This is a genomic window from Stenotrophomonas nematodicola (assembly GCF_009467805.1).
GTDB lineage: Bacteria > Pseudomonadota > Gammaproteobacteria > Xanthomonadales > Xanthomonadaceae > Stenotrophomonas > Stenotrophomonas nematodicola.
In genome coordinates this window covers 1-13329 of sequence record NZ_WIAY01000003.1, presented here as the reverse complement: position 1 = coordinate 13329, position 13329 = coordinate 1, and the positions used below count along the sequence as shown (strand labels likewise).

General features: G+C 66.4%; 11 protein-coding genes and 4 tRNA genes. 14 read left to right on the top strand and 1 reads right to left on the bottom strand.

Annotation, left to right across the window (positions count from 1 at the left end):
- Positions 1-40 precede the first annotated feature (40 nt).
- The 8 genes from GDJ08_RS10920 (at position 41) to ychF (ending at position 7053) form a co-directional block, all read left to right on the top strand.
- Positions 41-1729, top strand: coding sequence for a tetratricopeptide repeat protein (locus tag GDJ08_RS10920; protein WP_206147340.1), 1689 nt, complete (start codon positions 41-43; stop codon positions 1727-1729).
- Entirely contained in the window at positions 1726-2388 is a 663-nt protein-coding gene (lolB, locus tag GDJ08_RS10915; RefSeq protein WP_153164877.1) for a lipoprotein insertase outer membrane protein LolB, read from the top strand. The genes GDJ08_RS10920 and lolB overlap by 4 nt, the downstream gene beginning before the upstream one ends.
- A complete protein-coding gene (ispE, locus tag GDJ08_RS10910) occupies positions 2385-3254 on the top strand; it encodes a 4-(cytidine 5'-diphospho)-2-C-methyl-D-erythritol kinase (protein WP_017356353.1) in 870 nt (289 codons plus the stop codon). Before lolB ends, ispE begins: the two co-directional genes overlap by 4 nt.
- A 10-nt stretch (positions 3255-3264) precedes the next feature.
- Positions 3265-3341 (top strand) — tRNA-Gln (locus GDJ08_RS10905).
- 142 nt (positions 3342-3483) lie between these two features.
- Entirely contained in the window at positions 3484-4443 is a 960-nt protein-coding gene (locus tag GDJ08_RS10900; protein ID WP_026070818.1) for a ribose-phosphate diphosphokinase, read from the top strand.
- A gap of 119 nt (positions 4444-4562) precedes the next feature.
- Entirely contained in the window at positions 4563-5177 is a 615-nt protein-coding gene (locus GDJ08_RS10895) for a 50S ribosomal protein L25/general stress protein Ctc (protein ID WP_017356355.1), read from the top strand.
- Positions 5178-5257: 80 nt separating this feature from the next.
- Entirely contained in the window at positions 5258-5836 is a 579-nt protein-coding gene (gene pth, locus GDJ08_RS10890; RefSeq protein ID WP_017356356.1) for an aminoacyl-tRNA hydrolase, read from the top strand.
- A gap of 125 nt (positions 5837-5961) precedes the next feature.
- Positions 5962-7053 (top strand): redox-regulated ATPase YchF, encoded by a 1092-nt coding sequence (gene ychF / locus GDJ08_RS10885; RefSeq protein ID WP_017356357.1) that lies wholly within the window; start codon positions 5962-5964, stop codon positions 7051-7053.
- A 610-nt stretch (positions 7054-7663) separates the two neighbouring features.
- On the opposite strand, the gene GDJ08_RS10880 is transcribed toward ychF, so the two are convergent.
- Positions 7664-10411 (bottom strand): TonB-dependent receptor plug domain-containing protein, encoded by a 2748-nt coding sequence (locus GDJ08_RS10880; RefSeq protein ID WP_153164876.1) that lies wholly within the window; start codon positions 10409-10411, stop codon positions 7664-7666.
- Between the two features lie 168 nt (positions 10412-10579).
- Between GDJ08_RS10880 and GDJ08_RS10875 the strand changes: the two genes are divergently transcribed.
- The 6 genes from GDJ08_RS10875 to GDJ08_RS10850 form a co-directional block, all read left to right on the top strand.
- On the top strand, positions 10580-11599 hold the full coding sequence (locus GDJ08_RS10875) for a cyanophycinase (protein ID WP_017356359.1): 1020 nt from the start codon (positions 10580-10582) through the stop codon (positions 11597-11599).
- Between the two features lie 37 nt (positions 11600-11636).
- Positions 11637-12647: an isoaspartyl peptidase/L-asparaginase family protein gene (locus GDJ08_RS10870; protein WP_153164875.1), complete on the top strand. Its 1011-nt coding sequence runs from the start codon at positions 11637-11639 to the stop codon at positions 12645-12647.
- A 138-nt stretch (positions 12648-12785) separates the two neighbouring features.
- Positions 12786-12871 (top strand) — tRNA-Tyr (locus GDJ08_RS10865).
- A gap of 28 nt (positions 12872-12899) precedes the next feature.
- Positions 12900-12973 (top strand) — tRNA-Gly (locus GDJ08_RS10860).
- Between the two features lie 47 nt (positions 12974-13020).
- A tRNA-Thr gene (locus tag GDJ08_RS10855) sits at positions 13021-13096 on the top strand.
- Between the two features lie 40 nt (positions 13097-13136).
- A partial coding sequence (locus tag GDJ08_RS10850; protein ID WP_229296507.1) for a GTP-binding protein occupies positions 13137-13329 on the top strand: 193 nt, incomplete at its 3' end.

Sequence of the window (13329 nt, the reverse complement as noted above, 5' to 3'; positions counted from 1 at the left end):
TGGCCATTCAAGTCGTCATTTTAAGGCTCAGATGCCCCCGATGCCCGCATTGATTCGCATCTCCAGCGTTCTGCTGCTGTCTTTGTTCACCGCCAATGCCCTGGCAGCCCGTCCTGCCACGGTTCCGGCGGGCAGGGACCGCGCCGCCGAGCCTGCCTCGCTGACCCCGGTCCTGGCCGGCGAATTCGCCCTCCAGGCCGGCAAACTGGAGGACGCCGCGCGCTGGTATCTGGATGCAGCCGAGGCCGGCCGTGACGACGCCGGGCTGGCCGAGCGCGCCACGCGCATCGCCATGCTGGCCAACGATGATGTCCGTGCCGCCCGGGCGCTGAAGCTGTGGGAGGCGCGCGCGCCGCGCTCGCTGGCCATGCGCAGCAGTGCTGCGGCCCTGGCCATGCGCCAGAACCAGGTGAAGACCGCCCAGGCCGAACTGGTGGCGATACTGCGCGATCCGGATCCGCAGGGCTGGAAGTTCGCCATCGCCGCCCTGGTGGGGGGCGGCCGCGATCCGGCCGTGCCGGCCCAGGTGCTGGACGGGCTGGTGGACGCCAACGCGATCCCCGACACCCTGGAGGCCTGGCAGGAGTTTGGTCGCCTGGCGCTGCGCATGGACAAGCCCGAATTGGCCCGACGCATGGTCGATGAAGTGGTCCGCCGCTTCCCTGATGAGCCGCGCGTGGCCCTGCTGCATGCCAGCCAGTTGAGCCAGTCCGGCAAGACCGACGAGGCGCTGGCGCTGTTGCGCGGCGTGGAGCCCAGGACCACACAGGACCCGGAACTGCGCAACGCGGTGGCGATCACCTACGACGCGATGGGCGAATCCAGGGCCGCCGAGCGCGTGCTGTCGGTCGGCCCGCAGGACGTGCAGACCTACGGCATGCGCGCCTCGCTGCTGGCCAAGCAGAACGACACCGCAGCGCTGCTGGCGCTTTACACCGAACTTTCCGGCAAGGCGACCAAGCCCGATCCGGCCCAGCGCCTGCTGCTCGGCAAGATTGCCGAGTACCTCAAGCGTCCGGCCGAAGCGGTGGAGTGGTACCACGGTGTGCCTGGTGGTCCGGAACGCGACGAAGCCCGCCTGCGCGCCGCCAACGCCCAGTACGAACTGGGCCGCACCGACAAGGCGCTGGCTGAAGTACATGCGATCCAGTCCGACGCGACCGTCGATGACGAAGCGCGTCGCGACGCCTACCTGCTCGAAGCGGAGCTGCGCCAGCGCGGCAACGACGATGCCGGCGAACTGGATGCACTCGGCCGCGGCCTGGCCGCCTATCCCGACGAGAACGCCTTGCTGTATGCCCGCGCGCTGGCCTGGGAGCGCCGCGACGACATCGCGCGCGCCGAGGCCGACCTGCGCAAGGTGCTGGTGACCGATCCGGAAAACGTGGCCGCGCTCAATGCGCTGGGCTACACCCTGGCCGATCGCACCCAGCGCTACCAGGAGGCCTTGGAACTGATCGACCGCGCCCGCGTGGCCGAGCCGGACAACGCCGCCATCGTCGACAGCTACGGCTGGGTGCTCTACCGCCTGGGGCGCAACGAGCAGGCGCTGGTGCAGCTGCGCCGCGCCTGGAGCCTGGCCAAGGATGCCGAGATCGCCGCCCATGTCGGCGAAGTGCTGTGGGTGCTCGGCCGCAAGGACGAGGCCCGCCAGTTCTTCGACGAAGCCCGCAAGCTGGACCCTGACAACCGCGCCCTGCAGCGCGTGATCGAGAAATACGGCGTATGAACCTGCAGTTCCTGAAATCTGCCGCGGCCCTTGTCGCGGCCCTCTCGCTGTCGGCGTGCGTGTCGCTGGACGAGCGCAAGGCCCCGTCGGCGCCGGCGGTGGTGACCACGGTGTCGGTCGAAGCGCAGCAGGCAGAAAGCGATCGCGTCGCCGCTGTCCGGGCGCAGCCGCAGTGGGCGTTCCAAGGGCGGGTAGCCATCAACAAGGGCCGCAACGGCGGCAATGGCCGCATCGACTGGCAGCAGCAGGCCCGCCAGTACGTGGTCGAGCTGAGCGCGCCGGTGACCCGCCAGAGCTGGAAACTGACCGGCGATACCCGGCACGCCGGCGGGCGGCTGGAAGGGCTGGACGGCGGACCGCGCCAGGGTGACGACGCCCAGCAGGTGCTGCTGGAGGCGACGGGCTGGGACATTCCGGTCAACCAGCTGCCCGACTGGGTGCGTGGCCTGGTGGCCGACGCGGCGGGCCCGGCCGAGCAGGTCGAGCGCGATGGCGACGGCCGCCCGCGTCGCGTGCAGCAGATGGGCTGGCAGATCCAGTACCTGGACTGGTACCCGGCCGAGGGCGATCGCCCGGTGCTGCCGCGGCGCATCGAAGCGGTCAACGGCGACGCCAAAGTGCGCCTGGTGGTCGACAGCTGGGTGGTCGGCACCCCATGAGCGCGCCGGACCTGAACGCAGGCTGGTCGCACTGGCCGGCCCCGGCCAAGCTGAACCTGTTCCTGCACATCACCGGTCGTCGTGCTGACGGTTATCACCAACTGCAGACCGTGTTCCGCCTGCTCGACTGGGGCGACCGGCTCCGCCTGCGGGTACGCGAGGATGGCCAGGTGCGTCGTGACGGGCCATCGGTGGCGGGTGTGGCCGAGACTGACGACCTTGCCGTGCGCGCGGCGTTGTTGCTCAAACGTGCGACCAACAGCTCTCAAGGTGCGGATATCGGCATCGAAAAGCGCATTCCGGCAGGCGGTGGCTTCGGCGGCGGTTCGTCCGACGCGGCCACCGTGCTGGTGGCCCTGAACCGCTTGTGGAGGGCGGGTCTGGACGTGGATGCGCTGGCCGCGCTGGGCCTGCAGCTTGGTGCGGATGTGCCGGTGTTTGTGCGCGGCCACAATGCCTGGGCGGAGGGAGTGGGGGAGCAGTTGACCCCGATGGACCTGCCGCCGGCCTGGTATGTGCTTGCCGATCCGGGCGTTCACGTCCCGACGGCTGCGCTTTTTGCATCACCCGATTTGACGCGCGATGCCCCAGTGGCGAAAATAGAGGACTTCGCTTCCGGGTCTTTGCTCGGGAATGCGTTCGAGCCGGTCCTGCGCCGTCACGAGCCTGCCGTAGAGGCGGCGCTGGTGGCGTTGAGCAGTATCGGCCGGGCACGACTCACCGGGTCGGGAAGCGGTTGTTTCGTCGAGTTCACCACGCGCGCTGCCGCCGAGCAGGCGTTGGCGGAGTTGCCGGAAGGACTGCGGGCATGGGTGGCTGCGGGCGTGGAGCGCTCGCCACTGCTTGATGTACTCGAGCGTTATTGATTTTTGATGCAGGGGCGTCGCCAAGAGGCCCAAGGCACCAGGTTTTGATCCTGGCATTCGGAGGTTCGAATCCTCCCGCCCCTGCCACTTGCGGATGTTTTGCCGCGAACCCTTGCGCACGCGATCTGCGCGGGCGCGGTCGAACCTCCGCAGTGTCGTCACCGCCGACGCCTCCGGGTGCCTGCGGCAGAGTTCTCCGCCAATCGCTCCCGCCCGAGACCGTCCCATGATGCAAGAATCCCCCAACCTGCTGGTATTTTCCGGCAACGCCAACAAGCGCCTTGCGCAGAGCATCTGCAAGGAACTGGGGGTGCGACCGGGCAAGGCACTGGTCTCGCGCTTCTCCGATGGTGAAGTGCAGGTGGAAATCGAAGAGAACGTCCGCAAGCAGGACGTCTTCGTGATCCAGCCGACCTGTGCCCCCAGCGCCGAGAACCTGATGGAGCTGCTGGTCCTGATCGATGCGCTCAAGCGCGCCTCGGTCAACAGCGTCACCGCGGTGGTGCCGTACTTCGGCTACTCGCGCCAGGATCGCCGCATGCGCTCCTCGCGCGTGCCGATCACGGCCAAGGTCGCCGCCAAGATGTTCAGCGCCGTGGGGGCCGACCGGGTCCTGACGGTGGACCTGCATGCCGACCAGATCCAGGGTTTCTTCGACATGCCGGTCGACAACGTGTATGCCTCGCCGCTGCTGCTCGCCGATATCTGGCGTGCCTACGGCACTGAAAACCTGATCGTGGTGTCCCCGGACGTGGGCGGTGTGGTGCGTGCGCGCGCCGTCGCCAAGCGCCTGGACGATGCCGACCTGGCGATCATCGACAAGCGCCGTCCGCGCGCCAACGTCTCCACCGTGATGAACATCATCGGTGACGTCGAAGGCAAGACCTGCGTGATGGTCGATGACATCGTCGATACCGCCGGCACCCTGTGTGCGGCCGCTGCTGCCCTGAAGGCGCGCGGCGCCCTCAAGGTCGCCGCGTACTGCACCCACGCCGTGCTTTCGGGCCCGGCGGTGGACAACATCAACAACTCCCAGCTCGATGAGCTGGTGGTGACCGACACCATTCCGCTCAATGAAGCGGCGCGGGTGTGCAGCAAGATCCGTCAGCTCAGCGTGGCGGAGATGCTGGCCGAAACGATGCGCCGCATCGCCTTCGGCGAGTCCGTCAGCTCGCTGTACGTGGATTGATGCTGTCGCAATGAAATCTCCGGCTGCCGGCAACGGCAGTCGGGTCCTGGGTACGTCTGGTCGCGGACGTACCTTCAACCGCCACGCCTTCGGGCAAGGCAACTACTGGTAGTGCAAACATGTCGAAGACTCATGAAATCAAGGTCACCGCTCGTGACGTGCAGGGCAAGGGTGCGAGCCGCCGCCTGCGTCACGCCGGCGTGATCCCGGCCGTTGTGTACGGCGGCGGCGCCGCTCCGATCAACATCAACCTGGACCACAACCAGATCTGGCTGGCCCAGCAGAACGAGTGGTTCTACTCCTCGATCCTGGACCTGAACCTGGACGGCCAGGTCACCAAGGTGCTGCTGCGTGACATGCAGCGCCACCCGTTCAAGCAGCTGATCATCCACCTGGATTTCCTGCGCGTGAACGAGAACGAGGCCCTGACCGCCAACGTCCCGCTGCACTTCATCAACGAAGACACCTCGCCGGCTGGCAAGGCTGCCGACGTCGTGGTCACCCACGAACTGAAGGAAGTGACCATCTCCTGCCTGCCGAAGGACCTGCCGGAATCGATCGACGTCGACCTGGCCGACCTGAAGGCCGGTGACGTGATCTACCTGTCGGACATCAAGCTGCCGAAGGGCGTCGAGATCCCGGCCCTGGCCCAGGGCAAGGACCACGACGACGCGATCGTCACCGCCAAGCACGGCAAGGAAGACGTTGCCGACGAAGCGCCGGCCGCAGAGTAAGTGGTTGCGGCGCCTGTCCTTCGGGGCAGGCGCCGTTTCTGTATGTGCCGGCACAGGGTCGGTACCGACGAAGAAGAGTGATGACAGGATTGCGATTGATCGTTGGTCTGGGCAACCCCGGACCCGAGCACGCCCAGACCCGGCACAACGCCGGGTTTCGTTTCATTGACGCCCTGGTCGAACAGGCCGGCGCGCGCTGGAGCGTGGACAGCAAGCTGTTCGGCGAGACCGCCAAGGTCGACATCGCCGGGCAACCGGTGTGGCTGCTCAAGCCCGCCACCTTCATGAACCTCAGCGGCAAGTCGGTTACCGCCGCGCAGCGCTTCTGGAAGATCGAGCCCGAAGAAACCCTGCTGGCGCACGATGAGCTGGACCTCCCGCCCGGCGTGGCACGGCTCAAGTTCGATGGCGGTCACGGCGGCCAGAACGGACTGCGCGACACCATCCGTCTGCTGGGGCATGGCAGATTCCACCGCCTGCGTATCGGCATCGGCCATCCCGGTCACAAGGACCGCGTGGTTCCGTGGGTGCTCGGCCGCGCCGGCAAGGATGACGACGTGTTGATCGGCCATGCCATCAACGACGCCATCGACGTGCTGCCGCTGGCCGTAAAGGGCGACTACAGCGAGGCCATGAAACGCCTGCATACCCCGAAATGATCGCCCGGTAGGCACGCAGCAATCCGGTAGGTACCGACCGTTGGTCGGTACGGAAAATGATCGGTAAAACGGTGCCCGGCAGCGCGCCCTTTTACCAATCACTTTCACCCCAGAGGTTGTCAAAGATGGGTATCAAATGCGGCATCGTCGGTCTGCCCAACGTCGGCAAATCGACCCTGTTCAATGCGCTGACCAAGGCGGGCATCGCGGCGGCCAACTTCCCGTTCTGCACGATCGAACCGAACGTCGGCATCGTGCCGGTGCCCGATCCGCGCCTGAACGAACTGGCGGCGATCATCAACCCGCAGAAGGTCATCCCGACCGCCGTGGAGTTCGTCGACATCGCCGGCCTGGTCGCCGGTGCCGCCAGTGGTGAAGGCCTGGGCAACAAGTTCCTGGCCCACATCCGCGAAGTGGATGCGATCACCCACGTCGTGCGCTGCTTCGAGAACGCCGACGTCATCCACGTCAACAACAAGGTCGACCCGATCTCGGACATCGACACCATCGACACCGAGCTGGCCCTGGCCGATCTGGACAGCGTCGAGAAGGCGTTGAACCGTGCCGAGCGCGCGGCCAAGGGCGGCGACAAGGACGCGGCTGCCCGCAAGCCGGTGCTGGCCAAGCTGCAGGCCGCGCTGTCCGACGGCAAGGCCGGCCGCACTGCCGGCCTGGACGAGGAAGAGAAGGCGCTGGTCCGCGACCTGTTCCTGCTCACCCTCAAGCCGGTGATGTACATCGCCAACGTGCTGGAAGACGGCTTCGAGAACAACCCGCACCTGGACGCCGTGCGCGCCCGCGCTGCCGAAGAAGGCGCACAGGTGGTGCCGGTCTCGGCCGCCATCGAAGAAGAGCTGTCCCAGCTCGACGACGACGACCGCGACACCTTCCTGGCCGACCTGGGCCTGTCCGAGCCGGGCTTGAACCGCGTCATCAACGCCGCCTACAACCTGCTCGGCCTGCAGACCTATTTCACCGCAGGCGTGAAGGAAGTCCGCGCGTGGACCGTGCGCAAGGGCGCCACCGCACCGCAGGCGGCCGCCGTCATCCACACCGACTTCGAGAAGGGCTTCATCCGCGCCGAAACCATCGCGTATGACGACTTCATCAAGTACAAGGGCGAGGCCGGTGCGAAGGAAGCCGGCCGCCTGCGTCTGGAAGGCAAGGAATACCGCGTCCAGGAAGGCGACATCCTGCACTTCCGCTTCAACGTCTGATCGCATCTGCGTTGTACGCCCGCAAACGCCCCGCCTTGTGCGGGGCGTTTGCGTTTGCAGGTGGTGCCGGAGCAGCAGGTGCCGACCATTGGCCGGCACGCTTTCTGTGCTGGACAATAATTGACCATCCGTGGAAACGCCTGCGGCGCAACGCTCGCACCAGCTTGTCCACAGCAAACCCCCACGGCTTTCCACGTGCCATGTGGAGAACCCCGTTCGGTGATGCGCTGGACGTGGCAAACCGGCGGGCGCCGGCCGCTGGTCGGCACGGAGCCCGGCCTGGACAATAATTGATCACCCTCCAGAACCGCTGCGCTGCAACGCTCACACAGGGTTGTCCACAACAAACTCCCACGGCTTTCCACGCCGCGTGTGGAAAACGTGTTCGACCGGACGGCGATCACGTCGCGCCAGCGCTGGACAATAATTGACCACCCGCGGAAACGCCCGCGGCGCAACGCTCGCACCGGCTTGTCCACAGCAAACCCCCACGGCTCTCCACGTGTCATGTGGAAAACCCGCGCACGTTCTCCACTCGGGGCCAGCGCCCCCAAAAAAAAGGACGGAGGCAGTGCCTCCGTCCTTCCTGCTGCGTCCCCTGGCAGGCGCCTTACAGCGGCGTACCGCCGAACTTGTGGGTGTACTGCAGGTTGATCGTGCGGCCGACGGTGTCGAACCAGGACACGTCGTAATACGGGTACGGGGTGTAGGTCGCGTCCTTGGGCGGCATCTTGTTGCCCACGTTGACCACCGACAGCGACAGGCGTGCGTGGTCGTCGAAGCGGTACTGCACCGACACGTTGTAGCGGTAGGTCGCGCCGATCCACGGGCTGTCGCCGCTGTCCGGATCGAAGCTCTGATCGTAGCTGTCGTAGGTGGGCAGCCTGCCCAGGCGCGAGCCGTACACGGTGGCCGACCAGGCGTCCTTTTCCCAGGTGATGCTGGCGCTGGTCTTGGTGCGCGGGATGTCGAAGCCGCTGTTGACCGCGAACTGGTCTTCGACCACGTCGCCGTCGAACTGCTGGAAATCGTGCGTCTTCACCCAGGTGTGGTTGCCACTGAGGGTGAAGTCGCCGATGGACGTCGGCAGGCGGTAGCGCAGGCCCACATCGATACCGCGGGTGGTTTCGCGTGCGATGTTGATCGGGTTGACGTGCACGCCGTACAGGCGGCCGTCGCTGGTGCGGGTGACCCGAGCGATCGCATCCACGCAGGTCGGCGAGGTCGGGTCCGCGCCGCCCAGACGGCAGGCCGCCTCGTCGCGCAGGATGGTGCCCACGTCCATGTCCTGCACCTGGTCGCGCATATCGATGTCAAACCAGTCCACCGACAGATCCAGCCCGATGGCCGGCGACCACACGAAGCCGGCACTCCACGACGTGCTGGTTTCCGGGTCGAGCCTGCGATTGCCCTCGCGCGTGCGGATCAGGTCTTCCTCGTAGTCCGAGCAGTCGTCGGCCTGGTCCAGCTGGCAGGTGTAGTAGTCGTTGTTGCTGGTCTCGTCGTTGCCCGGCCCGGCATACACGTAGTGCAGGTCCGGCGCGCGGAACGCCGTGCCGTAGGAGCCGCGCACCAGCAGCGTATCGATCGGGCGCCACTCGATGCCGCCACTCCAGGTCGCCTTGCCGATGCTGTTGCCCGAGTAGCGGTACTGGTCGTAGCGACCGGCCACGCTCACATTGAGCGTGTCGTGCAGCGGCAGGCGCAGTTCGGCAGCGGTGGCCCAGCGGTTGCGGCTGCCGTGGCCGTCGGAGTCCTTCCAGCTGTAGTAGTAGTACTGCGTGGCCAGCGGATCGGGGTTGAGGGCGTAGGACTGGTTGCCGAACTCCGCGGTGGCCGCAAAACCGGCCTTGCCGCCCGGCAGCTCGAACAGTTCGCCGTTGGTCAGCGTCAGGGCGGCGGTGTCGGTGCGCGACTTCGGCGTATAGGTCGTGCGCGCGGCAATCGAATCGTATTCGGCGCGGCTCAGCGGGCGGTAAAGACGTGCCGGGTCGGCGTTGAAGATCGGAAAGACGTTGTCGTCATCGTCGGTGTACTCGCCGAGCTGCTCGCCAAGGAACAGCGCGTTGGCCTTGGCCGCAACGATCTGCGGCCAGCGGATCGACGACTGGTACTGCGAATGGCTCAACGAGGCCTCGTAGTCCCACGCCCCGTTCAGGCTGCCTTTGAAGCCGGTGGTGACGCTGAAGGTCTTCTGCGTGCTGCGGATCATGCCGTTGCGCAGCCCGCCCATTTCTTCGGGCGAGAACTGGCGCTGCCAGAACTCGACCTGGTCGGTGGCCTGGTTGTAGAAGTAGCCGTCCTCATTGCCGTCGGCGGCCATGCGGCCCCACTGGGTCACATCGCGCATCAGCGCGATGTCGTGGTAGCCCATCTGCACGTCGGCAAACCAGCTGGCGCCATTGTCGAAGGCGTAGTTCAGCGACGCGTAGCCATTGGCGCCGCGACGCTTGCTCAGGATCGTGCCGTAGCCGATCGAGCGGTCGCTGCCGCAGTAGAAGCCGTAGCGCGCGCGTTCGGCGTAGTGGGTGCTGCCGTTGTTCTGGCCGGCCAGTGCATCGCAGGTGGCCTGGCCCGGGTCCAGGTAGTCGTCGTTCCAGTCGGTGCGCAGGTAGGCACGGCGCGCGGCGCGGGCGCTGTCGGTCGGCGCGTCCAGGGTGGAGTCCTGCTGCTCGCGCTCATAGGCCCACAGCGGTGTCTGCGACTGCAGTTCCAGGCTGTACACCGCGCTGAAGCGACCGGCGTCGAAGCCGCTGGCAATGCTCATGTCGAACGACTCGCCGCCGCCTTCGCTGGTCGTGCCCATGCGCACGTCCACCGTGGTGCCATCCACCCGCTTCTTGAGGATGAAGTTGACCACGCCGGCGATCGCGTCCGACCCGTAGATCGCCGAGGCGCTGCCGGTCAGTACTTCGATCCGCTCGATCATCCCGATCGGAATGTTGGAGACGTCGGTGAAGTTGCTGCGGCCCTGGAAGGGCATCGGGAAGTCGGCGATGCGGCGGCCGTTGACCAGCACCAGGGTGTGGTTGGGGCCGAGGCCGCGCAGATCGACCTGCTGCGCGCCGGGCGAAAAGTCCGCGCCGCTGGAGGACTGCTGGCTCTGGGTCTCACCGCCGTTCTGGGTCATGGAACGGAGCACGTCCGGCACGCTGGTGAAGCCGCTGGCCTGGATCTGCTCGGCGGTGATCACCGTGACCGGTGCGGGTCCTTCCACCTGCGCGCGCGGAATGCGCGAGCCGGTGACCTGCACCGTGTCCAGTTGCTGCACTCCGGGGGCGGCCGACTGGGCCGCCGCAGTCGCGGCCACACCCATCAACGCCAGCTGGATCGACCACGCCATCGCCTGTTTACGCATGAGAATTCTCGAGAAGAAAGTGTCGGCCTCGAGGGAGGCCTGTCCCCCATTCACATTTCGCGAATGGACGGCGCGCATTTAACGCCTTTTTCATGGGGTTGACCACTGCCATGTTCTCTGGCAAAGAGTGAAAGCGCTTACACCCCCGATCTGTTCAGGGAGATCAACGTGCACAAGGCTTTCCGCCGTTTCAGACCGCTCCTCTGGCTGCTGCTGGCTGTCCTGGCGCTGCCGGCCCAGGGCCAGTCGTCACGCAGCCTGCAGGAGCCGGGCTACCGCTACTACGAGATCGGTGACCTGGACGCGCCGCGGGCCGACCGGACCGAGCCGGCGATGATGCTCATGGGCGGCGGCGAGTGGGTGCCGGCCGCCTTCGCGTGGTGGCTGGAGCGCGCCGGCCACGGTCGGGTGGTGATCCTGCGCGCGTCGGGCGGCGATGAGCTCCAGGAGCGCCTCTACCGCGACATCGGCGGTGTCAGCACCGTCCAGACCCTGGTCTTCGACAGCCGCCGCGCCGCCGATGACCCCAATGTTCTGCAGGTGGTGGCCGCAGCCGATGCGATCTTCATCGCCGGTGGCGACCAGTCGCGCTACATCCGCTTCTGGAAGGGCACCGCCCTCAATGACGCCCTCAACGCCCATGTGCGCGCCGGCCGTCCCATCGCCGGCACCAGTGCCGGCCTGGCCATTCTCGGTGGCTACAGCTACGGCGCTCTGGATGGCGGCAGCATCACTTCGGACCGGGCGCTGCAGGACCCGATGGGGAGTGCGGTGACGCTGGACAACGATTTCCTGACCATGCCGTACCTGTCGAACGTGGTCACCGACACCCATTTCGGCAAGCGTGACCGGCTCGGTCGCCTGATCGTCTTCGTCGCTCGTGCCGCGCGGCAGAGCGGGCGGCCGGACATGGTCGGCATCGGCGTGGACGAAGACACCGCCCTGTGCGTCGAGGCCGATGGTCGCGGCCGTGTGTTCAGCAACGACGACGGGTACGCCTGGCTGGTCATGCCGCGCCACACCGCCGACCGCCTGCGCGATGGCGAGCCGCTGGACTTCCACGCGATCCCCGTCACCGGTGTGGGCAGTGCCAGCCGTCTGCACCTGGACGGGTTCCGGGTCGACGATCCGGCGTTCCAGATCACCGCCGATATCCGCGACGGGGCCTTGGAACTGCAGCCCCGCTGACGCCATGATGGGGGTCTTGCCTGCCGGAGACCCTGTCATGACCCGCCGAACCGCGTTGCTGCTGTCGTTGTGCCTGTCGAGCCCGCTTGCATCGGCGGCCGAGCCTGTCCTGGTGATCCACGGTGGGGCAGGGGTCGAGCGCGGGGATCTGTCGCCCACCGAGGAAGCGGCGGCGCGCACGGCGCTGCGCCAGGCGCTTGTGAAGGGACACCAGGCACTCGCGGCGGGTCGCCCGGCGCTGGAGGCGGTCACCGCCGCGATCACGGTGCTGGAGGACGACCCCACCTTCAACGCCGGCAAGGGTGCCGTGTTCACCCATGACGGGCGCAACGAGCTGGACGCCTCGCTGATGGACGGCGCCACCCTCAAGGCCGGCGCCGTCGCGGGCGTGCACCGGGTACGCAATCCGATCCTGCTGGCCAACGCGGTGATGCAGCATTCCCCCCACGTGATGATGGTGGGCGAGGGCGCCGAGACCTTCGCCGCCACCCAGCACATCGCACTGGTCGATCCGTCGTACTTCCGCACTGAAAAACGCTGGCAGCAGCTGCAGAAGGCGCTCCGCGAGGACGCGGCCGGCCAGGCGCATGCCGATCTGGAGACCGCACGTCACTTCGGTACCGTCGGCGCCGTGGCGCTGGACGCCCAGGGCAGTCTGGCGGCGGGCACGTCCACCGGCGGCATGACCAACAAGCGCTATGGCCGGGTCGGCGATTCGCCGATCATCGGTGCCGGCACATACGCCAACGCGACCTGCGCGGTGTCGGGTACGGGCTGGGGCGAGTTCTACATCCGTACGGCGGCGGCCCACGACATCTGTGCGCGCATGCAGTACCTCAAGCAGGGCCCGGACGAGGCAGGGCGCGCGGTGATCAATGAGCGCATTCCCGCGCTCGGCGGCGATGGTGGCGCGATCGTGCTCTCGGCCGACGGTCGTGCCGCGACGCCGTTCAATACGCAGGGCATGTACCGGGGCTGGATCGGCGCCGACGGCGTGCCGCACGTGGCGATCTTTGCCGACGAACCACTGCCGCTGCCAGGCCAATAGCCTGCAATCGCAGGGCAATTCGAAATTCGTGTGAAAAAATTCAAAAAGGTTGTTGACAGAACCCTCGTTCACCCCCAAAATTCACGGCTCTTCCACCCCACACCGAAAACGCTTCGGCGCAACGGGACAGGGTGGTAAGGAGGGATACCCAAGCGGCCAACGGGGGCAGACTGTAAATCTGCTGGCTTACGCCTTCGGTGGTTCGAATCCACCTCCCTCCACCAGTTTCATGTTGTGGCAAGAGCTTCCGATGCGGGAGTAGTTCAATGGTAGAACCTCAGCCTTCCAAGCTGATGGTGCGGGTTCGATCCCCGTCTCCCGCTCCATTGAATGAGTTTGAATATATTCAAATTCGTGCCATAATACAAAACTCGCTCACGTAGCTCAGTCGGTAGAGCACCTCCTTGGTAAGGAGGAGGTCGAAGGTTCGATTCCTTTCGTGAGCACCATCTAGTGCACCACACTTCAGACGATTCGAGATAAGCAGCCATGGCCAAGGGTAAGTTCGAGCGCACCAAGCCGCACGTCAACGTCGGCACCATCGGTCACGTCGACCACGGCAAGACCACGCTGACCGCCGCACTGACCAAGATCGGCGCCGAGCGCTTCGGTGGCGAGTTCAAGGATTACTCCGCGATCGACGCCGCGCCGGAAGAAAAGGCACGTGGCATCACGATCTCGA

What these genes read in the sequence shown, in the direction of transcription:
- GDJ08_RS10895 (WP_017356355.1), top strand. Translation starts at nt 4,563, where the DNA reads ATGTCGAAGACTCATGAAATCAAGGTCACCGCTCGTGACGTGCAGGGC.
- GDJ08_RS10880 (WP_153164876.1), bottom strand. Translation starts at nt 10,411, where the DNA reads ATGCGTAAACAGGCGATGGCGTGGTCGATCCAGCTGGCGTTGATGGGT.
- ispE (WP_017356353.1), top strand. Translation starts at nt 2,385, where the DNA reads ATGAGCGCGCCGGACCTGAACGCAGGCTGGTCGCACTGGCCGGCCCCG.
- GDJ08_RS10900 (WP_026070818.1), top strand. Translation starts at nt 3,484, where the DNA reads ATGCAAGAATCCCCCAACCTGCTGGTATTTTCCGGCAACGCCAACAAG.
- GDJ08_RS10920 (WP_206147340.1), top strand. Translation starts at nt 41, where the DNA reads ATGCCCGCATTGATTCGCATCTCCAGCGTTCTGCTGCTGTCTTTGTTC.
- lolB (WP_153164877.1), top strand. Translation starts at nt 1,726, where the DNA reads ATGAACCTGCAGTTCCTGAAATCTGCCGCGGCCCTTGTCGCGGCCCTC.
- pth (WP_017356356.1), top strand. Translation starts at nt 5,258, where the DNA reads ATGACAGGATTGCGATTGATCGTTGGTCTGGGCAACCCCGGACCCGAG.
- GDJ08_RS10870 (WP_153164875.1), top strand. Translation starts at nt 11,637, where the DNA reads ATGACCCGCCGAACCGCGTTGCTGCTGTCGTTGTGCCTGTCGAGCCCG.
- ychF (WP_017356357.1), top strand. Translation starts at nt 5,962, where the DNA reads ATGGGTATCAAATGCGGCATCGTCGGTCTGCCCAACGTCGGCAAATCG.